19 protein-coding genes and 7 tRNA genes are annotated in these 20201 nt (G+C 74.0%); 16 read left to right on the top strand and 10 right to left on the bottom strand.

Annotation, left to right across the window (positions count from 1 at the left end; genetic code table 11):
• Window positions 1-312: 312 nt before the first annotated feature.
• The 3 genes from cobT (at window position 313) to JK361_RS23365 (ending at window position 6218) form a co-directional block, all read left to right on the top strand.
• The gene (gene cobT, locus JK361_RS42660) at window positions 313-3951 is read left to right on the top strand and encodes a nicotinate-nucleotide--dimethylbenzimidazole phosphoribosyltransferase (protein ID WP_443732166.1); all 3639 of its coding nucleotides are present in this window, start codon (window positions 313-315) and stop codon (window positions 3949-3951) included.
• 141 nt (window positions 3952-4092) lie between these two features.
• Window positions 4093-5325: a uroporphyrinogen-III C-methyltransferase gene (gene cobA / locus JK361_RS23370; protein WP_201821427.1), complete on the top strand. Its 1233-nt coding sequence runs from the start codon at window positions 4093-4095 to the stop codon at window positions 5323-5325.
• Between the two features lie 74 nt (window positions 5326-5399).
• Complete coding sequence (locus JK361_RS23365; RefSeq protein ID WP_201821425.1) at window positions 5400-6218, top strand: TrmH family RNA methyltransferase; 819 nt, start codon at window positions 5400-5402, stop codon at window positions 6216-6218.
• 216 nt (window positions 6219-6434) lie between these two features.
• On the opposite strand, the gene JK361_RS23360 is transcribed toward JK361_RS23365, so the two are convergent.
• On the bottom strand, window positions 6435-7871 hold the full coding sequence (locus JK361_RS23360) for a serine/threonine-protein kinase (RefSeq protein WP_236053459.1): 1437 nt from the start codon (window positions 7869-7871) through the stop codon (window positions 6435-6437).
• Window positions 7872-8474: 603 nt separating this feature from the next.
• Here JK361_RS23360 and JK361_RS23355 point away from each other — a divergent pair.
• From JK361_RS23355 to JK361_RS23345, 3 genes are all read left to right on the top strand, one after another.
• Window positions 8475-8651, top strand: coding sequence for a hypothetical protein (locus tag JK361_RS23355; protein WP_014671580.1), 177 nt, complete (start codon window positions 8475-8477; stop codon window positions 8649-8651).
• Window positions 8652-9253: 602 nt separating this feature from the next.
• Complete coding sequence (locus JK361_RS23350) at window positions 9254-10243, top strand: phosphotransferase family protein (protein WP_201821423.1); 990 nt, start codon at window positions 9254-9256, stop codon at window positions 10241-10243.
• An 81-nt stretch (window positions 10244-10324) separates the two neighbouring features.
• Window positions 10325-10621, top strand: coding sequence for a TFIIB-type zinc ribbon-containing protein (locus JK361_RS23345; protein ID WP_201821422.1), 297 nt, complete (start codon window positions 10325-10327; stop codon window positions 10619-10621).
• A 52-nt stretch (window positions 10622-10673) separates the two neighbouring features.
• On the opposite strand, the gene JK361_RS23340 is transcribed toward JK361_RS23345, so the two are convergent.
• From JK361_RS23340 to JK361_RS23320, 5 genes are all read right to left on the bottom strand, one after another.
• Window positions 10674-10745: transfer RNA gene (locus JK361_RS23340), tRNA-Val, on the bottom strand.
• 29 nt (window positions 10746-10774) lie between these two features.
• Window positions 10775-10846, bottom strand: a tRNA-Val gene (locus JK361_RS23335).
• A gap of 40 nt (window positions 10847-10886) precedes the next feature.
• Window positions 10887-10958, bottom strand: a tRNA-Val gene (locus tag JK361_RS23330).
• A 1-nt stretch (window position 10959) separates the two neighbouring features.
• Window positions 10960-11033 (bottom strand) — tRNA-Cys (locus JK361_RS23325).
• A gap of 38 nt (window positions 11034-11071) precedes the next feature.
• A tRNA-Gly gene (locus tag JK361_RS23320) sits at window positions 11072-11144 on the bottom strand.
• Between the two features lie 178 nt (window positions 11145-11322).
• Between JK361_RS23320 and JK361_RS23315 the strand changes: the two genes are divergently transcribed.
• The 3 genes from JK361_RS23315 to JK361_RS23305 are packed head-to-tail and all read left to right on the top strand — an operon-like array spanning window position 11323 to window position 14067.
• Window positions 11323-12375, top strand: a complete 1053-nt coding sequence (locus tag JK361_RS23315) for a chorismate-binding protein (RefSeq protein WP_201821421.1) — start codon at window positions 11323-11325, stop codon at window positions 12373-12375.
• Window positions 12372-13193, top strand: a complete 822-nt coding sequence (locus JK361_RS23310; RefSeq protein ID WP_201821420.1) for an aminotransferase class IV — start codon at window positions 12372-12374, stop codon at window positions 13191-13193. Before JK361_RS23315 ends, JK361_RS23310 begins: the two co-directional genes overlap by 4 nt.
• A 49-nt stretch (window positions 13194-13242) precedes the next feature.
• Window positions 13243-14067, top strand: a complete 825-nt coding sequence (locus tag JK361_RS23305) for a GNAT family N-acetyltransferase (protein ID WP_201821419.1) — start codon at window positions 13243-13245, stop codon at window positions 14065-14067.
• Window positions 14068-14229: 162 nt separating this feature from the next.
• Here JK361_RS23305 and JK361_RS23300 read toward each other — a convergent pair whose 3' ends face one another.
• Window positions 14230-14763 (bottom strand): DsbA family protein, encoded by a 534-nt coding sequence (locus JK361_RS23300; RefSeq protein ID WP_201821418.1) that lies wholly within the window; start codon window positions 14761-14763, stop codon window positions 14230-14232.
• 188 nt (window positions 14764-14951) lie between these two features.
• Between JK361_RS23300 and JK361_RS23295 the strand changes: the two genes are divergently transcribed.
• Together JK361_RS23295 and JK361_RS23290 are read left to right on the top strand one after the other, a co-directional pair.
• Window positions 14952-15395 (top strand): hypothetical protein, encoded by a 444-nt coding sequence (locus JK361_RS23295; protein WP_201821416.1) that lies wholly within the window; start codon window positions 14952-14954, stop codon window positions 15393-15395.
• A 106-nt stretch (window positions 15396-15501) separates the two neighbouring features.
• On the top strand, window positions 15502-15702 hold the full coding sequence (locus JK361_RS23290; RefSeq protein ID WP_201821846.1) for a hypothetical protein: 201 nt from the start codon (window positions 15502-15504) through the stop codon (window positions 15700-15702).
• Window positions 15703-15762: 60 nt separating this feature from the next.
• On the opposite strand, the gene JK361_RS23285 is transcribed toward JK361_RS23290, so the two are convergent.
• Entirely contained in the window at window positions 15763-16323 is a 561-nt protein-coding gene (locus JK361_RS23285) for a CGNR zinc finger domain-containing protein (RefSeq protein WP_201821414.1), read from the bottom strand.
• A 365-nt stretch (window positions 16324-16688) separates the two neighbouring features.
• The gene (locus JK361_RS23280; RefSeq protein WP_004002642.1) at window positions 16689-17102 is read right to left on the bottom strand and encodes an SsgA family sporulation/cell division regulator; all 414 of its coding nucleotides are present in this window, start codon (window positions 17100-17102) and stop codon (window positions 16689-16691) included.
• Between the two features lie 191 nt (window positions 17103-17293).
• Between JK361_RS23280 and JK361_RS23275 the strand changes: the two genes are divergently transcribed.
• The 5 genes from JK361_RS23275 to JK361_RS23255 all read left to right on the top strand — a co-directional run bounded on the left by JK361_RS23275 (window position 17294) and on the right by JK361_RS23255 (window position 19349).
• On the top strand, window positions 17294-17758 hold the full coding sequence (locus JK361_RS23275; protein ID WP_201821412.1) for a TIGR02611 family protein: 465 nt from the start codon (window positions 17294-17296) through the stop codon (window positions 17756-17758).
• A gap of 84 nt (window positions 17759-17842) precedes the next feature.
• Window positions 17843-17914, top strand: a tRNA-Val gene (locus JK361_RS23270).
• 337 nt (window positions 17915-18251) lie between these two features.
• Window positions 18252-18515, top strand: a complete 264-nt coding sequence (locus JK361_RS23265) for a hypothetical protein (RefSeq protein ID WP_201821410.1) — start codon at window positions 18252-18254, stop codon at window positions 18513-18515.
• Window positions 18516-18791: 276 nt separating this feature from the next.
• Window positions 18792-19238 (top strand): SRPBCC family protein, encoded by a 447-nt coding sequence (locus JK361_RS23260; RefSeq protein ID WP_201821408.1) that lies wholly within the window; start codon window positions 18792-18794, stop codon window positions 19236-19238.
• 39 nt (window positions 19239-19277) lie between these two features.
• Window positions 19278-19349 (top strand) — tRNA-Val (locus JK361_RS23255).
• A gap of 53 nt (window positions 19350-19402) precedes the next feature.
• On the opposite strand, the gene JK361_RS23250 is transcribed toward JK361_RS23255, so the two are convergent.
• Entirely contained in the window at window positions 19403-20128 is a 726-nt protein-coding gene (locus tag JK361_RS23250; protein ID WP_201821406.1) for a 3'-5' exonuclease, read from the bottom strand.
• Window positions 20129-20201: the final 73 nt, after the last annotated feature.

Below are 20201 nucleotides of genomic sequence, written 5' to 3'. Positions count from 1 at the left end.
GCGCCGGGACAGGCCGTCCCCGACCCGTCCGTAGCCGTCCAGGCCGCGCCCGATCAGGCCGTTCCCGTTCAGGCCGCGCACGACCAGACGCCGGGCGGTGCGGCACAGGGCGTGGAGACCGCCGGTGTCGTTGGCCCGGCGGAGTCGGCCCCGGCGAGCGCCGAGGCCGTGGCGGCGGAGACGCCGGTGGCCCAGGCCGAGGGGACCCACCCGGAGGAGGCCGACGCGGCGGCGGTGCCGACGGCTGACGCCGAGGGGGCTCAGCCCACCGCTGCGGCCGGGCCGATGGAAGGCGCGCAGCCTGCCGAAGATGTGCAGCCGACGGAAGGCGTGCGGCCTGCCGAAGGCGTGCAGCCTGCCGAGGGCGTGCAGCCGGATGCGGCCGCGCAGGCCGCCGGTGCCGCGCAGGTCATCGCCGGCGGTCAGGTCACCGACGCGGCACAGGTCACCGACGCCGCGCAGGTCGCCGACGGTGCTCAGGTTGCCGACGCCGCGCAGGCCGCTGATGGCGGTCAGGCCGGTGGAGCCGCGCAGGTCGCCGATGCCGTCCAGCTCGGCGATGCCGGTCAGGTCGCCGACGGTGCTCGGGTCGCCGACGCCGCGCAGGCCGCTGATGGCGGTCAGGCCGCCGATGCCGGTCAGGTCGGCGGAGCCGCGCAGGTCACCGATGCCGCCCAGCTCGGTGATGCCGGTCAGGTCGCCGACGGTGCTCAGGTTGCCGACGCCGCGCAGGCCGCTGATGGCGGTCAGGCCGGTGGAGCCGCGCAGGTCGCCGATGCCGTCCAGCTCGGCGATGGCGGTCAGGTCGCCGACGGTGCTCAGGTTGCCGACGCCGCGCAGGCCGCTGATGGCGCTCAGGCCGCCGATGGCGGTCAGGCGGGCGGAGCCGCGAAGCCCGGAGACCCTGCCCAACTCGCCGACGCCGCCCAGCCGCAGCCCCCCGTCGAGGCCACGGCCACCGCGACCGCCGAGGGTGCGGACGCTGCGGCCGTCCCGGCTGCCGTTCAGGGTGCGGTCGCTTCCGCCGGCCCGGCCGCCGCCCAGGGTGCCGTGGCTTCCGCCGACCCCGCCGCCGCCCAGGGCGAGGCCCAGGCCGCCGACCCTGCCGCCGCGGAGGTCCCGGCCGGCGCCCCCGCCGCCGAGGCCGTCGCCCAGCAGGGCGCCGACGAGACCACCGGCGCGGCCGTACCGGCTCAGCCGGGCCCGGACGCCCCCGGCACCGGCGACGAAGCACCGGCCGGCCGGTCCGCCGACGCGCAGGCCCAGGAGTCCGCCGCCGGCGGTCCCGCAGCCCCGCAGGCCATGGAGCCCGGCGCCCCGCAGGCTCAGGAGCCCGGTGCCTCGGCCCCGGCCCCGGCCCCGGAGGCAGCCCAGCCGCAGACCGCCGAAGCCGAGGCGCCGCAGGCCACCCCCGCCGTCACCGCCGAAGCGCCGCACGCCGACACGGCCGTGGCTGCCGCGGCACAGGACACCCCGGCCCAGGGCACCCCGGCCCAGGGCACCCCGGCCCAGGGCGCCGTACCCGCCTCGCCCGCCGGTGACGGCTCCGAGGCCGCCCAGGCTTCCGAGTCTGCCGTGCTCCAGATGCAGGGGCCGCAGCTCGCCGGGAACGTTCCGCACGGCGCCGATGCCCCGGCCGTGCCCACCGTCCGGCAGCAACCGCGGCAGCCGCAGGCGGCGGACACCGGCGACCAGAGCGCGCCCGGACAGCCCGCCGCCCCGGCACCGGCCGCCGACCCCGCGACGGCCGCCGACCCCGCGACGGTTGCCGGCCCGGCGGCGGGTGCCGGACAGCCGCTCCCGCCGCAGGCGCCGGACGCCGCCGTACCGGACCCCGCCGCCGACCCGAACGCGCAGCTCGCGGAGCCGCTCCTGCCCTCCGGCCTCCCGGTCGAGCCGCACCCTGAGCAGCCGCTCGGACAGTTCGTACCGGTGGAGGGCCAGGTGCCCACCACCCCGCACCTGGCGCCCACCCCGCCGCACCCGCTCGTCGTGCCCGTCGAGGGCCGCCCCGCAAAGACCGCGCAGGGCCCGCGGGAGCAGCCGGAGCCGGTGGCCACCGTACCCGCGCCCCGCGAGGGCGAGCCGGTCGCCGTACCGGCCGCGCCGGACGCCGAGCCGGCCCCCGACGTCGTACAGCGTGCGGAGGACCTGCAGACCAGGGCCGCCGACCAGGAAGAGAGCACGGTCGCAGTGGCGGAAGCACGACAGTCCACCGGCCCGGCCGCGCCCGGCTACGCCGACGCCGAGCGCGAGGCCGTCCTGAAGGTGATGCGCGAACGCCGTGACATCCGCAACGGCTTCCGCAACGACCCCATCCCGCACGAGGTGCTGCTCAGAGTCCTGGAGGCCGCGCACACCGCGCCTTCCGTGGGCCACTCGCAGCCCTGGGACTTCGTCGTCATCCGGTCCGCCGAGACCCGGCGGACGATGCACGAACTGGCGATGCGTCAGCGCGAGGCGTACGCCAAGTCGCTGCCGAAGGGCCGGGCGAAGCAGTTCAAGGAACTGAAGATCGAGGCCATCCTCGACACCCCGGTCAACATCGTCGTCACCGCCGACCCCACCCGCGGCGGCCGTCACACCCTCGGCCGTCACACCCAGCCGCAGATGGCGCCCTACTCCTCGGCGCTCGCGGTGGAGAACCTCTGGCTCGCCGCCCGCGCCGAAGGCCTCGGCGTCGGCTGGGTCAGCTTCTTCGACGAGCGGGAGATGGTCCGCGCGCTCGGCCTGCCCGAGCACCTGGAGGTCGTCGCCTACCTGTGTGTCGGGTACGTCGACGAATTCCCGGACGAGCCCGAGCTGATGCAGGCCGGCTGGTCCAAGCGGCGCCCCCTGTCCTGGGTGGTGCACGAGGAGACGTACGGCCGCCGCGCCCTGCCCGGAGAGGAACCCCACGACCTGCTCGCCGAGACCGTCGCACAGATCCGCCCGCTCGACGCCAAGGCGCTCGGCGAGGCATGGGAGCGCCAGAAGCGCATGACCAAGCCGGCCGGCGCGCTCGGCATGCTGGAGATCATCTCCGCGCAGCTGTCCGGGCTGTCCCGGCAGTGCCCGCCGCCGATCCCGGAGCCGGCCGCCGTCGCCATCTTCGCCGGCGACCACGGCGTCCACGCCCAGGGCGTCACCCCCTGGCCGCAGGAGGTCACCGCCCAGATGGTGGCCAACTTCCTCGGCGGGGGAGCCGTCTGCAACGCCTTCGCCGGCCAGGTCGGCGCCGAGGTGTGCGTCGTGGACGTGGGCGTGGCCGCCGACCTGCCCGCCACCCCGGGCCTGCTGCCGCGCAAGATCCGCGGCGGCACCTCCGACATGACCACCGGACCCGCGATGACCCGCGAGGAGGCCAGGGCGGCCATCGAGGTGGGCATCGAGACCGCCCGCGACCTGGTGGCGGCCGGCAACAAGGCGCTGCTCACCGGTGAGATGGGCATCGCGAACACCACCGCCTCCGCCGCGCTGATCTCCGTCTTCACCGGCGCCGACCCGACCGAGGTGACCGGCCGCGGCACGGGCATCAACGACGAGACGCTGGCCCGCAAGACCGAGGTCGTCCGCCGCGCCCTGGAACTCCACCAGCCGGACCCGGCCGACCCCATCGGCGTCCTCGCCGCGATCGGCGGCTTCGAGCACGCGGCCATGGTCGGCCTGCTGCTCGGCGGCGCCTCGCTGCGCACCCCGGTGATCCTGGACGGCGTCAGCGCCGGAGCCGCGGCCCTCGTGGCCCGCGCCATCGCCCCCGAGGTCCTCGCGGCCTGCATCGCCGGTCACCGCAGCGCCGAGCCCGGCCATGTGGCGGCCCTCAACAAGCTGGGCCTGCGTCCGCTGGTCGACCTCGACCTGCGCCTCGGCGAGGGCACGGGCGCGCTGCTCGCGCTGCCGCTGGTGCAGAGCGCGGCGCGGGCCATGCACGAGGTGGCGACGTTCGATTCGGCGGGAGTCACCGAGAAGTAGCCGTCGCGAGGCGGGGTGGTCCGGTGTTCAGCTGCCGGACCACCCGTGCCGTGTGCCGTGTCCACGGCATAAAATCCGCACGTCAGGGCCGCTCCGAAGGTGCAGCGCGCCCATTCACAGCTGCACGAGGAGCCGTACCTCATGGCCGAACACCCCGCTTACCCCGTAGGCCTCCGCCTCTCCGGCCGCCGCGTGGTCGTCCTCGGCGGCGGCCAGGTGGCTCAGCGGCGTCTGCCGGCGCTCATCGCCGCGGGCGCGGACATCGTGCTCGTCTCACCCGGGGCGACCCCCTCCGTCGAAGCCATGGCGGACGCGGGCGAGATCACCTGGGTGAGGCGCGGCTACGAGGACGGTGACCTCGCCGACGCCTGGTACGCCCTCATCGCCACCAGTGACCCGGAGGCCAACACGCGGGCGTCCGCCGAGGCCGAGCGGCACCGCGTCTGGTGCGTCCGCTCCGACGACGCCGACCGGGCGACGGCCTGGACCCCGGCCACCGGCCACAGCGAGGGCGTCACCGTCGCCGTGCTCACCACGCACGCGCGTGGCCGCGACCCCCGCCACACCGCGGCCATCCGGGACGCCGTCGTGGAAGGCCTGCGCGACGGCACCCTGGTCGCCCCGCACCACCGCACCCGCGCGCCCGGCGTCTGGCTGGTCGGCGGCGGCCCCGGCGACCCCGACCTGATCACGGTCCGCGGCCGGCGCCTCCTCGCCGAGGCGGACGTCGTCATCGCCGACCGCCTCGGCCCGCGCGACCTGCTCGCCGAGCTGCCGTCGCACGTCGAGGTGATCGACGCGGCGAAGATCCCCTACGGCCGGTACATGGCCCAGGAGGCCATCAACAACGCGCTCGTCGAGCACGCCAAGCAGGGCAAGGCGGTCGTCCGGCTCAAGGGCGGCGACCCGTTCGTCTTCGGGCGCGGCATGGAGGAGGTCCAGGCGCTCGCCGAGGCCGGCATCCCGTGCACGGTGGTCCCCGGCATCTCCAGCTCGATCTCCGTGCCGGGCGCGGCCGGCATCCCGGTCACGCACCGCGGGGTCGCCCACGAGTTCACCGTCGTCAGCGGCCATGTCGCGCCCGACGACGAGCGGTCCCTGGTCGACTGGCCCTCGCTGGCCAAGCTCACCGGCACCCTGGTGGTCCTGATGGGCGTCGACAAGATCGGGAAGATCGCCGAGACGCTCGTCGCGCACGGCAGGTCTCCCGAGACCCCGGTCGCCCTGGTCCAGGAGGGGACGACGGCCGCCCAGCGCCGGGTGGACGCCACCCTGGCCACGGTCGCCGAGACGGTACGGGCCGAGGACGTGAAGCCCCCGGCCGTCATCGTCATCGGCGAGGTCGTGCGGGTCGGCCCGGAGCCCGCTGCTTGATCACGCGTAACCCGGGGTAACGCAACCCCTTCAGAGCCGTTGGCACCACACCCAGGACAAGGCAGTATCACCCTGTGGCCGATCTCATCACCGTCGACGATCCCGACGACCCGCGCCTCTCCGACTACACAGGCCTGACCGACGTCGAACTGCGCCGCAAGCGCGAGCCCGCCGAAGGCCTGTTCATCGCGGAGGGCGAGAAGGTCATCCGCAGGGCCAAGGAGGCCGGCTACGAGATGCGGTCGATGCTGCTCTCGGCCAAGTGGATCGACGTCATGCGCGACGTCATCGACGAGCTCCCGGCTCCGGTGTACGCCGTCACCCCGGAACTCGCCGAACGCGTCACCGGGTACCACGTGCACCGTGGCGCCCTCGCGTCCATGCAGCGCAAGCCGCTGCCGACGGCCGGCGAGCTGCTCCGCTCGGCCCGCCGGGTGGTGGTCATGGAGGCGGTGAACGACCACACGAACATCGGTGCGATCTTCCGCTCGGCGGCGGCGCTCGGCATGGACGCGGTGCTGCTGTCGCCCGACAGCGCCGACCCGCTGTACCGGCGGAGCGTCAAGGTCTCCATGGGGGCGGTGTTCTCGGTGCCGTACGCCCGCCTGGAGAGCTGGCCGAGGGACCTGGACTCGGTCCGCGACGCCGGGTTCACCCTGCTCGCGCTCACCCCGGACGAGAAGGCGAGCAGCCTGGACCAGGCCGCCCCGCACCGGATGGAGCGGGTGGCGCTCATGCTCGGCGCGGAGGGCGACGGGCTGTCCACGCAGGCACTGGTCGCCGCCGACGAATGGGTCCGCATCCCGATGTCCCACGGCGTCGACTCGCTCAACGTGGGGGCGGCTGCCGCGGTGGCGTTCTACGCGGTGGCGACGGGCCGACCGGAGTCCTGACCGGGACTCGCAGCCCCTCCGCCGCGTTTTCGAAGGGGGATCGCGCGGGTCCCGCCGCCTTCGCCCGCCCGGAGTGTGCTCGGGCGGGCCCCGGTGCCGCGCCGCTCCCCTGAGTCCCGGGCAGGCGGGGGCGGGGGCCTGCCTCGCTTCCACCCTGTCTCGACCGGGCCGGGGCTCCGGCACCCCTCGGCGCCCCGGTCTCTCCCGGGCCCGCGCTCAGTTCCCGGCGTCGTGGCTCAGCACCGACGGGCGCCGGTCCGCCGGGAGCGTGCCGGGGCCCGGCGGCGGATGGCCCGGCTCCGTGTGCCGCTGCCGCTGGACGCCGCCGTCGTCGCCGAGCCCGCGCGCCGGGCCCTGGCAGCCCTGGGCCACCGCGATCCCGAGCGCCACCAGCAGCGTCACCACCACGAACACGAACAGCCGCTGCCGCAGCAGCCGCGGATTGGCCGGCCGCAGCCCGAGTCTGCCCGGGCGCTGCCCCGCACGCCCACCGCGCGGAGCGGGCCGGCCGCCACCGGAACGCGGGCCGCCGCCGCGCGGCACCGGAGTGGGGCGCGCCGTACCCGGCCGGGAGGCACCGCCGCCGCGCGCACCGCTGCCGCCGCGCGAGGGCGCACCACCACGGGACGTCATGTCGCCGCGCGCCGGGAACCCGCCCCTGGCGGGCACCCCGCCCCGGGGCTGCCCGCCCCCGCGCGGCAGCGGCGTACCGGGTGCGGTACGCCGCTGGGTGCGCTGCTGCTCGGGATAGGTGTCGACGAGCCGGCCGGTGGGCCGGTCCGCCTCGGCGGCGCGCGGTGCGGGCGGCCGCGCGCCGTCCAGGCCCTGCGCCTCCCGGGCGGCGATCTCCTTGAGCCGCAGCGACAGCTGAAGGGTGCTGGGCCGCTCGTCGGGGTCCTTCGCCAGGCAGGCCCGGACCAGCGGGGCCAGCGCGTCCGGTACGCCGGACAGCTGCGGCTCCTCGTGCACCACCCGGTACAGCATCACCTCGGAACTGCCGTGGCCGAAGGGCGAGTCGCCGGTCGAGGCGTACGCCAGGGTCGCGCCCAGGGAGAAGACGTCGGTGGCGGGGGTGACGGCCGCGCCGCGCACCTGCTCGGGAGCGAGGAAGCCGGGCGAGCCGACCGCGGTGCCCACGTGGGTGAGCGTGGACGCACCGGTCGCCCAGGCGATGCCGAAGTCGATGATCCGCGGCCCCTTGGGGGACAGCAGGATGTTGGACGGCTTCAGGTCCCGGTGGACGACACCGGCCTCGTGCACGGCGACCAGCCCCTCGGACAGGGCCGCGCCGATCGACGCCGTGTCCGCCGCGCCGAGCGCGCCCTCGTCGGCGACCTTGTCGTGCAGGGAGGGGCCGGGCACGTACTGGGTGGCGAACCAGGGCCGCTCGGCCTCCAGATCGGCGGCGACCAGCCGGGCCGTGCACCCGCCCCGGATCCGCCGGGCCGCGGACACCTCGCGCGCGAACCGCGACCGGAACTCCTGGTCCTCCGCCAGGTCGGGCCGGATCACCTTCAGCGCGACCCGCTGGCCCTTCTTGTCGGAGCCGAGGTAGACCACGCCCATCCCGCCCGCGCCGAGCCGTCGGTGAAGCCTGAACGAGCCGACGACGCGCGGGTCCTCGCGCCTCAGGCGCATCATCGCCATGTTCATCCCCGCTGCCCGGTCCCTGTGACGTGGCACAGCTTACGTTTCCACGGCCGCCTGCGCGCAGAGGCCGCGCCCTCTCGCCCGGACGGATTGTGTGGGCTGTCCGGGGGAGGTGAAACGCGGTCAGGAAGCCGTGCCTTACGGCAACTTCGGGCGGAAGGTGATCTCAACGGGCCTAAGCGGCACGGAGGTTGGACTCACGCGGTGACGTGGTGCACCGTGCGGTACGTCCGCCGGGCGACGGCCGCCGACGGCCCGCACGGACGACCGCGCCCCGCGTCGCGCTCCCCCTCCGGGCGCCCTCCCGCCCCCGTTCCGAGTGATCGAAGTCACTCCGTCCGGACCGTGGGACGCTTCGGAAATGACCGGACACAGCGGGCGTCCCCTCGGGGAAGACCCCGAGACGCGGGTGCGCGCCTCCACCCAGGGGAGTAGGCCGCGGGTGACGGCTCATCCTCCTGGAGGCCCGGCAATCGGTACGAAGGCATGACGTCCCCTGCGTGCCGCGCATCTAGATTTGAGGTCAAGCGGCGGGTGGAGCACTCGTCCCCCGAGGTCAGACACCCGCCGCTGCCGACGACAACCGAAACGGTCAGGAGAGGGACCATGGCCCACACGGCACCGCGACGCACCGCGTTCGCCCCCCGCCGGACGGGCCGCCGCCACCCCCTGGTGGCGACGCTCATGGCCCTTCCCCTGGCGGCCCTGCTCCTGCTCGTCTTCGACGGCTGGGAGACGGTGGCCACACAGGCGTCGTCCGTGGGTGCGATGCTGGGGCGCTGAGCGGCGACCCCAGGCCCGGAAGAGCGGTCCGGGCGGGAACATCGATCCATGAAACCCCGTGGGGACGGGGGTGCGGCGGACGGCACAAATGCCGGCGCAGCTGGGGAGCTGCGCCGGCATTAGCCGTTTCCGGACGGACATCGAGCGCGGCACCGCGAACGGCGACCGCCGGGTGGCCCGGGCGGGGGTGCGCGGACCTGGTGCGCCCGGGGGCCCCGAGGGCCTGGGGTCCGGACGGCACGCATCGGCTCGGCGGGACCGCACATACGGACCCGGTGCTCCGGCGGGGCGGCGGGGGTGCTGGTGCTCCGGCGGGGTTGCGCGGGCGGGGGCGGGGCGGCGCGGGCGGGCGTGGTGGTGCTCCGGCGGGACCGCACATGCGGGCGCGGGGCTCCAGCGGGGCGGCGCGGCCGGGGCGGTGGTGCCCCGTCGGGGCGGGCCGGCGGGCTCCACGGCACGGCCCAGTACCCTCGGCCCATCCAGCCCAGGGCTCCAGCGGGGCGGCGCGGCCGGGGCGGTGGTGTTCCGTCGGGACGGGCGGCGGGCTCCACGGCACGGCCCAGTACCCTCGGCCCATCCAGCCCACCGCGCCCGAGGCAGCCTTGACCGCAGAAGCAGACGCAGACACCCGCACCGGAACCACTCTCATATCCGCCCTCACCGCGAGGGCCAGGGCCGCCGCCCACCCCCACACCCCGGCCGCCCCCTGCGCCTGCGCCGGCACCCCCCTCGCCGACCGCCCCGACGCCACCGTCGTCCGGCACGCCGGCACCGTCGCCAAGGCGCACGCCCCGGACACCGACCCCACCGCACTGGCCCTGCGCGTCACCACGGCCGCCCGCCTCCCGGACGTGCTCCTGCCTCCGCTCACCCCCGCCCCGGCCCCGCTGCACGACCGCCTGGTGACCTTCTGGCCGTACGGCGTCCCCGTGGACCCGGACGACCCGGACGCCGCCCCCTGGGAGTCCGCCGCCACCCTCCTCGCCCTGCTGCACCGCGCCCCCGTCCCGGCCGGCCTCCCCCCGATGCGCGGCCCCGCCAAGGCCGCCCGTGCGATCGGCCGGCTCCACGCGGCGCTGCGCGCCACGCCCGACGCGGTGGCCCGCGCCGCCGCCCGCCCGGTACTGGCCGCCTGGGCCGGTCTCCCCGCCTGGGCCAGGGCGGCCGCCCCGATGCCCGGCCCGGCGGCCCTCTGCCACGGTGATCTGCACCTCGGCCAGCTCGTCCGGCACCCGGCACCGGACGGGCCGTGGAAGCTGATCGACGTCGACGACCTCGGAGCCGGTGTCCCGGCCTGGGACCTCGCCCGCCCGGCCGCCTGGTACGCCTGCGGACTCCTCCCGCCCGACGAGTGGACGCGCTTCCTGGCCGCCTACCGGCAGGCCGGCGGCCCGGCCGTGCCCCCGGACGGCGACCCCTGGCGGGCCCTGGACGTCCCGGCCCGCGCACTCACCGTGCAGACGGCCGCCCTGGCGGTCACCAAGGCACTGGCCGCCGGCCGCCCGCCGGACGAGGTGGAGCAGGCCGTGGTCGACGCCTGCGCGCGGATGCCGGCCATCCCCCCTCGACGGACGCCGGGAATCCCGGACTAGGCTGCAACCGCCCGGGGCCGGACGGAGTCTGTCCTGGGGGGAACACGAAGCAGTACCGACCGGCGAGGAGTTGAGCCGAGCATGCAGTGTCCGAAGTGCCATGCGCCGATGCACACCTTTAACCGCAACGGCGTCCAGATCGAGCAGTGCAGCGGTTGCCGCGGCATCTTCCTCGACTACGGCGAGCTGGAGGCGCTGACCCGCCTGGAGTCCCAGTGGTCGCAGCCGGCCCCGCCCCCGCCCGCCGCCCCGCAGGCCTACCCCGCGGCCCCGGCCGCACCCGCCTGGGGTGCCCCGCACGGCGGCCAGCACGGCGGCCACGGTCACTACGGCCACCACCGCCACAAGAGCTTCGGTCACATGCTGTTCTCCAGCTGAGGACACGAAGAAGCCCCCGGCCGTTCGAGACGGCCGGGGGCTCCTTGATGTGTGGACGATACTGGGATTGAACCAGTGACCTCTTCCGTGTCAGGGAAGCGCTCTCCCGCTGAGCTAATCGTCCGCGGGCTGTGACCCGCAAGTCACAGACAGTGCGCGATACTGGGATTGAACCAGTGACCTCTTCCGTGTCAGGGAAGCGCTCTCCCGCTGAGCTAATCGCGCGGGTGGGATCTTCGAGAAGATCCGGGATCCGAGGATCCAGTGGACGATACTGGGATTGAACCAGTGACCTCTTCCGTGTCAGGGAAGCGCTCTCCCGCTGAGCTAATCGTCCTTGGAGGTGGAGACGGGATTTGAACCCGTGTAGACGGCTTTGCAGGCCGTTGCCTCGCCTCTCGGCCACTCCACCAGGAGTGTAGGGGATCGGGATGACCCCTTCTTCCTTCGAGCGGACGACGAGGCTCGAACTCGCGACCTCAACCTTGGCAAGGTTGCGCTCTACCAACTGAGCTACGTCCGCCTGTCGTTTCGGTCCGCTTCCGCGTCCCGGCGACGTGTTGAACTCTAGCGGATTCCCGGGCCAGCACAAAAACGCGTTTGCGCAGCGTGCTGCGGTGCGCCCGGGGAACCCGGTGGCCGGGGTGCCCTCGGGGACATGCCGGGGCCACCTCTCGGACACCCGACCTAGACTCGACCACGTGCTCCACCACCCTCCTCTCGCCCGCTTCGGCGACCGCGTCGCCACCGGCCTCCTCGACGTCACCAGCGACCCGGCGGCCCTGGACTCCACCGGCTTCTGGGCCGTCTGCGCGGACTTCGAGGGCCGGCTGACCTGCGCCCGCTTCGCGGACGTACGCAAGGAACCGGTGCCCGCTTCGGCGCCCGGCGGCTGGCGGGGCCCGAGGCCGGGGGACTGGACCTCCTCCCTGGACCACGCCACCTACACGGCGGCGGTCCGCCGCATCCGCGAGCACATCGCGGCCGGCGAGGTCTACCAGGCCAACCTCTGCCGGGTGCTCAGCGCGCCCGTCGCCCCCGGCGCCGACGTGGACGCCCTGACCGCCGCGCTGGCCCGCGGCAACCCGGCGCCGTACGCGGGGACGATCCGGCTGCCGGAGCACGGCGTGGAGATCGCCACCGCCTCGCCCGAGCTGTTCCTGCGCCGGGACGGCCGCACGGTCGAGTCGGGCCCCATCAAGGGCACCGGGCGCACCGAGGCGGACCTCCTGGAGAAGGACTACGCCGAGAACGTGATGATCGTGGACCTGGTCCGCAACGACATCGGGCGGGTCTGCGCGACCGGCAGCGTGAGCGTCCCCGACCTGTGCGCGGTGGAGAAGCACCCGGGGCTCGTCCATCTCGTCTCCACCGTGCGCGGCGAGCTGCGCACGGGAGCCGGCTGGCCGGAGCTGCTGGCCGCGGCCTTCCCTCCCGGCTCGGTGACGGGCGCCCCCAAGTCGAGCGCCCTGCGGATCATCGACGCCCTGGAGACGGCGCCCCGAGGCCCGTACTGCGGCGGCATCGGCTGGGTGGACGCCGACCGGGGCACCGCCGAGCTGGCCGTGGGCATCCGCACCTTCTGGATCGACCGGTCCGCGGCGGGCGCGGCGACGCTGCGCTTCGGCACCGGCGCCGGCATCACCTGGGGGTCCGACCCGGAGGGGGAGTGGCGGGAGACCGAGCTGAAGGCGTCCCGGCTGCTCGCGATAGCGTCGGGGACGTACGAGGAGACCGAAGGGGCGCTGACATGAAGATCTGGCTGGACGGCGAGCTGCGGGAACCGGACTCCGCCCTGGTCTCCGTCTTCGATCACGGGCTGACGGTCGGCGACGGCGTCTTCGAGACCGTGAAGGCCGTGGACGGCAGGACGTTCGCGCTCACCCGGCACCTGGACCGGCTGACCCGCTCGGCCCGCGGCCTCGGCCTGCCCGAGCCCGACCACGACGAGGTGCGCCGCGCCTGCACGGCCGTGCTGGAGGCCAACCCGATGCCGCTCGGCCGGCTGCGGATCACCTACACCGGCGGCCACGGCCCGCTCGGCTCCGACCGCGGCGACCACGGCCCCACCCTGGTCGTGGCCCTGGGGGAGACCACCCGCCGCCCGGACACCACCTCGGTGGTCACCGTCCCCTGGACCCGCAACGAGCGCGGTGCCCTCACCGGCCTGAAGACCACCTCCTACGCCGAGAACGTCGTGGCCCTGGCCCGCGCCCACCAACACGGCGGCTCCGAGGCGCTGTTCGGCAACACCGCCGGACAGCTCTGCGAGGGCACCGGCTCGAACGTCTTCGTCGTCCTGGACGGGGAGATCCACACTCCGCCGGTGGCCTCCGGCTGCCTGCCCGGCATCACCCGGGCCCTGACGGTCGAGTGGACGGGCGCCAAGGAGACCGACCTGCCGCTGGACGTCCTGGAACGGGCCGACGAGGTGTTCCTGACCTCGACCCTGCGGGACGTGCAGGCCGTGCACCGGGTCGATGACCGTGAACTGCCCGCCGCGCCCGGCCCGGTGACCGCCAAGGCCATGCGGATCTTCGAGGAGCGCTCCGGACAGGACCTGGACCCCTGAGCCGGAAAACGGGCTGACGTGAGGGGGCGTCGCGGGTAGAACACCTGTGATGACCACGACCCTGCGGCCGGCCGAGCCGCTCCAGCAGCACCCCGACGGGACCCGCTCCCGGCGTTTCGCGGTGTGCGTGAACAGCCGTCCCGTCGGTGAGATCCGCCTCGGCACCTCGCCGAGCCTCGGCGACTCGGTGGCCCGCATCGTCGACCTGCGGATCGCCGAGCCCGACCGGCGGCGCGGCCGGGGCACCGTGGCCGCGCTCGCCGCCGAGGAGGTGGCCCGCGGCTGGGGCTGCGTCCAGATGGAGACGGTGGTGCCCGTCGCGGCGGACGCCGCGCTGCGCCTGTTCCGCACCCTCGGCTACACCGTGCGCAACCGCGGCATGGAGAAGCGCCTCGACGACACTTCGCCCGCGCTGCCGCCGGACGCTCACGCGCGGCCCATGACCGGGGCCGAGTTCGACGCGTGGCAGGAGGCGGAGAGCGAGCGGTACGCGCGCATGTGGATGGACCGGGGCATACCCGAAGCCGTGGCCCGCGCCAAGGCCCGCGACGACCACGCCCGGCTGCTGCCGCACGGGCTCGCCACCGACGGCATGCTCTTCAGCGTGCTGGAGCACGCGGGCGGCCGGGTGGGCACCCTGTGGGTGGCGCTGGAGGAGACCCGGGCGTACGTGTTCGACGTGGAGACCGACGCGGCCCACCGCGGCCGGGGACACGGCCGTACGCTCATGCTGCTGGCGGAACGCCAGGCGATCGAGGCCGCCAGACCGGTCCTCGGCCTCAACGTGTTCGCGGGCAACACCCCGGCCGAGCGGCTGTACACGTCACTCGGCTACGAGACGGTGACCCACTCCCTGAGCAAGCACCTGCTCTAGGGCGCGCCGCTCCCGGACGCCCTCGGGGCCGGAGGGACCCGGGCGGGCGCTGTGCCGGGCCCGGCGGCGCCCCGGGACAGCGCACGGCCCGCGTCGCGGGCAAGTGGAGCCACCGACCGAGGGCGGCTCTTCGCACCAGGACCCCGTCGGCCGGCCCGGTCCTCAGGCCTCCCCGCCGTCCCGTTCGGCCAGCAGCCGGTCCGCGATCTCCTCGATGCGCGCGCGCAGCCCCTCCTGGCTCTTGCCACCGTCGAGGCGTTCGCCGCCGATGACGTACGTCGGAGTGCCGGTCACGCCGATCGCCTTGCCCTCGGCCTGGTCGGCGTCGACGACCAGGATGTGCCGGCCGTCGATCAGCGCGGTGTCGAACTCCTCGGCGTCCAGGCCGAGTTCCCGGGCGACCTCGACCAGGAGGGGTTCTCCCTGACCGCCCAGCTCCGCCACCCGCTCCAGCACGGCCTCCACGTACGGCCAGCCCTTGCCCTGCTCCAGCGCCTCCTCGGCGGCCTGGGCGGCGGCGAAGGCGTACTTGTGCTTCTCCAGCGGGAAGTGCCGCAGCCGCAGCTCCAGCCGGTCGCCGTAGCGGGCGCGCAGGGCGCGGACGTCGTCCAGGGCGGTACGGCAGTCGGGGCACTGCAACTCGCACCAGACGTCGAGGACGAGGGCATCGGTGCGTGCGGGGGAGGAGTCGCTCATGCCCACCAGTCTTCCAGGCCGGGCGCGGGCGACCCAATCGGGAGCGGGGGTGCGCGGTGCCCTCCCGGCACCCGGCACTGCGGGAGGAGGCGACCCGGAGATGTCCCTGATGTCGGGTGGGAGCATGGCATCGCGGGGATCCGAAGGTGCACGATGGAAGCGACCGACCGAGCCGCCAGGAGGACCGGATGATCGCCGAGACAGTCTGCTCCGCCGTGTCCGCGGCGGGCCTGGGTATCGCGGTGGTCACCGCCTACCGCAAGCGTTTCCTGGCGGCGGCCCGCATCGCGGCCTACTCGCTGGTGCCGGTCGGCCTGGTGATGACCGGGATCGTCGGCTGGCTCTCCGACACGGCCCTGAGCCCCACCGCCTGGGCGGGCTTCGGAGTACTGGGCGCCGCCTGGCTCCTGTTCGCCGGTACGCGCGCCGTGGAGCGCCGGCGGGGAGGCGCCGGTGCCGGGCGCAAGGCGGCCGGGCGGACGGAGCGGGACGCGGTGGCGCCCGCGGCCTCGGCACCGTCACCGGGCGGCGCGCCCCGTCCCGTGGCACGCCCCGCCGCCGCGCCCAAGGCCACCGGCCCGGCGGATGACTTCAGCGACATCGAGGCGATCCTCAAGAAGCACGGCATATGACAGTCACATGACTCGCTGAAACGACACAGTGGGTCCCCGGGCGTCCGGATTCGTTCACCAGCCGAACGAGACCTCGCGGTATTCGGCGCACTCCCGCAAGATCTTCGTGCGTGATCGCGAGTGGGGCACCGCGTGCGTCATGATCTGCCGCGAGATGCTGGACACGACACAGAGCGAGGCCGCGCCGCCGAAGGACGAGCCGCGCGGGTGCCTCTTCGCCCTTTCCCAGCCACCGCTGATGATCTTCCTAGCGGTGATCGGGTGTCTGCTCCTCATGGCTGCGCTGCACGACCTGCTGTTGCTGTGAGCCGTACGCGTCCGTCCCGGCGCCACCCGCCGGGACCGACGTCGCATCGGACGCGACGTCTCAGCCCGTCGCCTCTTTGCGCCGGGCCCGGTAGGCGGCCACATGCAGCCGGTTTCCGCAGGTGCGGCTGTCGCAGTAGCGGCGCGAGCGGTTGCGGGAGAGATCCACGAAGGCGCGGCGGCAGTCCGGTGCCTCGCAGCGCCGCAGCCGTTCCTGCTCCCCGGCCACCACGAAGAAGGCCAGCGCCATCCCGCAGTCGGCGGCGAGATGGTCGGCCACGGAGGCGCCCGGCGCGAAGTAGTGCACATGCCAGTCGTAGCCGTCGTGGTCCGTGAGGCGAGGAGTGGTGCCCGCGGCCGCGACCAGCTCGTTGATCAGCATGGCGGCGGTCCGGGCGTCGGGGGCCGCGAAGATCGCCGCGAACCGTCCCCGGACCCTGCGCACCGCCGAGAGGTCGAACTCCGACAGCACGCCGACATCGCTGATCTCGTGGTTTCGTACGAAATCCGTGAGGGTCGGGACGTCGGGCAGTCCGTCCGCCGCCGCGTCGTCCTCCGGCGCGGAGTTCACCAGATCCACCACGGTGTCGAGTGCGCACCGGGTGTCGTGGGTGATCAGCACGTTTCGCTCCCTGGCCTGGGGGGTCGGGCGGGCGCCCGCCGATGCTGGCCGATGGTAGCGACATCCACGCCGGCCGTACCGGTCCCGCCCGTCCTCGCTCGCCGGTAGAACGCCCCGGTGGACCGGCGGGTTCCCGCAAGGGCACGGACCCCCTCACCGGGACCGCCGGCAGCGGGCCGCACCCGGACCGCCGTCGGCCTCACCCACCGCGGCCGGCCGTGCGCGGACCGCGGCCGGCGGGGCACAGGCCGACGCCGCCCCGCGATTGCTCACGGTGACGGCGTCGGCCCATGCCGTATGCGGTTGTCTTGGCCCGAGCCGTCTCCCCGAGTGGACGGCGCCGGGCTGCTTGGGAGGGCGGCGACCTAGCTCTCCGCCAGGATGTGCGAGAGCTCCTGATCCAGGTCGAAGTGCCGGTGTTCCGTGCCGGGCGGCACGGCGGCGTCGGTTCGCTTCAGGAAGGACTCCAGGGCCCGCGCCGGGGCCTCGAGCAGCGCCTCCCCCTCCGGAGAGCTGAGGGCGATGCACACGACGCCCTGACCATGACTGCGCGATGGCCAGACGCGGACGTCGCCGGTGCCGGTGGGCCGGTGAAGCCCCTCGGCGAGGAGGTCGCGGGCGAACACCCACTCGACGGTCTCCTCGGCTCCGGTGTGGAAGGTGGCGTGCACGGCGTAGGGGTCGGCCGTGTCGTACCGCAGGCCTGCGGGGACAGGCAGGGAGGACTCGCTCGACACAACGAGGCGCAGGTGCAGCTCGCAGCTGACCGTGGTGTTCATAAGCGCCAGGGCCTTTCGCTCAGTGTGCGCTCGGGGATTCGCACGTCGGCGAAATCGACATGCCACCTACGGTGCCGTTGTAAACCCCTCTGAGGGTTTTGCGTGTGTTTACGTAACTCTTCCGGCCGAGAACTCGTACCGGATCTACGACCATTACGGTGACTGGATTCACTCGGGTAGGGTTTGTCTGTATGAATACGGGGAGTGACGAGCCGGGCGAGGTTGCCGTGGCAGGAGACAAGGCGCGGACGGACCGGCCCGAGGCCGGACAGGAGGCCGAGCGGGGGCTCGGCTCACGGGCGCCGGAGTTCATCAAGGCCCGCCGGCTGCTGCACCTGAGCTGGCAGGTCGGCGTGTTCGTGGTCGGCCTCGCGGTAGTCGCCGCCGGCATCGTCATGCTGCCGCTGCCCGGCCCCGGCTGGGTGGTGATCTTCGGTGGCATGGCGATCTGGGCGACCGAGTTCGTCTGGGCCCAGCTCGTGCTCCGCTGGACCAAACGCAAGGTCACCGAGGCGGCCCAGCGGGCCCTCGACCCCAGGGTGCGCCGCCGCAACATCACCCTGACCGCGATCGGGCTGGTGATCATCGGTGTGCTCGCCGGGATCTACCTGTGGAAGTTCGGCATCGTCATGCCCTGGAAGATCAAGGATCAGTGACGGCGCCGGCGGGCGGGTGGCGTGCGCCGTCCCGCCCGTGGTCGGAGGCACCCCCTGACATGGGGTAATGTTCTTCCTGCGCCCGGGCGATTAGCTCAGTGGGAGAGCGCTTCGTTCACACCGAAGAGGTCACTGGTTCGAACCCAGTATCGCCCACCCGGACCGACGGCCCACCTGCGACCAGCAGGTGGGCCGTCGGCGTTCCCGCACCCTGCCCCCGGCCGGATCGAAGCGACCGCCGGCAACGGGCACACAGCGCCGACCGGTGCCGGTACCCCGCTGGTCGGCAGGCCGGTGCGTGACGGTCGGTGGTGCCGGATGCGGCGGCCGGTGGCGGTGAGTGCACGACCGTCGGTGCCGCGCCCGGGCGTGGCGGTGCCCGACCGCTCGATCCCGGCCGTTGCGCGATGCCCCTCGGACCCCTCCGCACCCTGGGCTCGAAGCACTTGCTTGAAACGATTCATACATCGGCGGCGGTTCCGGGAGCCGGACGGTGACGATCCGTTATCCGTGGCGGGGTGCCGAAGGGCGGGTCAAGGGGATCAGCCAGACCATCGCACTCATCGAGAAGAAGTATCCGAAGATCAAGGGCAAAACCGACTTCCCGACATATGGAAGCTTCCGGGAGGAGTCGCAGGAGCGGACCGCCCGCGGAAATCCCCCGGAGTTTTCCAAAACGCCGTCACATTCCTTCGCAAGTACGACAAGCGGGGAATTCTCCTGGGCCTCGGCTCCTGGGTTCGGGCCGGAAATCTGATCCTGGATCAGTTCCACGGGGGGCGTCGCGAAGGACGGCGAGGCCGACGGCGGGCGGCTCGGAATCCCCGTCGGCTCCGGCGCCACGGCCCTGGTGATCGACGAGAAGCTCTTCCGGGAGGCGGGCGGCGGGCCACAGCGCGTGACGCCGGCCCGGCCGGAACGGGGGAGCGCCGTCGCCCGGGCGACGGCGCTCGCGCCCGGAGTGTGTCCCGGGTCACGATCAGGCGCATTTGCCTACCCGGACCCGTGCGCCGGCCCGCGTCACACTCGGCCCATGGACTGGAACCACTACCGCTTCCGCACCCTGTGGCGTCTGCCCGCCCCGCCCGCCGCGGTGTACGCGGCACTGGAACGGGCCGAGGACTACCCCGGGTGGTGGCCACAGGTGCGGTCGGTGACCCGGCTGGACGCGGAGGCCGGCGTGATCACCATCAGATCCGTGCTGCCCTACGGCCTCACGTCCACCGTGCGGGAGACTCGCCGGGACCCGGCGGCCGGCGTCCTGGAGGTCACCCTGTCCGGCGACATCGACGGCTGGGCCCGCTGGACCGTCGCCCCCGGCGGCCCCGGCACACTCGCCCGGTACGACCAGGAGGTCCGCGTGCGCAAGCCGCTGCTCAGGCTGCTCGCCGTACCGGGGCGGCCCCTCTTCCGCCTCAATCACCGCCTGATGATGCGGGCCGGGCGCCGCGGACTGCTGCGCCACCTGCAAGCGGTTTGAACGAAGGGCGCCCGGACCTGTATGGTTCAGTGCGTTCCCGGGCGATTAGCTCAGTGGGAGAGCGCTTCGTTCACACCGAAGAGGTCACTGGTTCGAACCCAGTATCGCCCACCGGGAAAGGCCGGTCCGCAGCAGCGGGCCGGCCTTCTGCGTACGGTGCCGGTTCAGGCCGCGGCCGGCAGCTCCGGGCGCAGGGGCCAGTCCGTGCTGACCGTCTCCTCCGAACCGCTGCGCGCGAACCACGCCTGTAGACCGCGCGCCTGCGCCGCGTGCCAGTTCGTCTGGAGCGTGTGCAGTTCGGCGGGGGACAGGCGCTCCAGCCGGGTCGCGAAACGGCGCCCCACCGCCCGTACGACATCCAGGGCGGCCAGCGCGTCCGCCGCCGCGTCATGCGCGCCGTCCAGCGTCACCCCGTAGTGCGCGCACAGGTCGGTCAGCGTGCGGCGGCCCTTGCGGTACCGGTCCAGATGCTTGTCCAGCACGCGCGGGTCCAGCACCCGCAGCGGCACCGACTCGAACCAGCGGTCCAGCGAGGACGCCCGGTGCCGGCGCAACTCCCGGTCCAGCAGCGTCAGATCGAACGGCGCGTTCATCACCACCAGCGGGCGCGCCAGCGCCGCGTGCTCGGCCAGCTGCTCGGCTATCTCGTACATCACCGGGGCCGGCCAGCGCCCGTTGTGCTGGAGGTGCTCCTCCGTCAGCCCGTGCACCGCCGTCGCCGCCTCCGGCACCGGCACGCCCGGGTTCACCAGCCAGCGCGTGACCCGGGGACGGGTCCCCGGCGCATCCTGGACGACGACGGCGGCCGACACGATCCGGTCGGTCTCGACGTCCACGCCCGTCGTCTCCGTGTCGAAGGCGGCCAGCGGCCCCTCGTACCAGGTCGTCATCCCAATCCAACTCCTCGTTCACCCATGGCAGGTGACGTTCCGTCTTCTGCCTGTTTGGTGATACCCGGGCCGT

Source organism: Streptomyces musisoli (assembly GCF_016741855.1).
Lineage (GTDB): Bacteria > Actinomycetota > Actinomycetes > Streptomycetales > Streptomycetaceae > Streptomyces > Streptomyces musisoli.
Note: the sequence above shows the minus strand (reverse complement) of the source record. Positions and strands in the feature narration are given on the sequence as shown.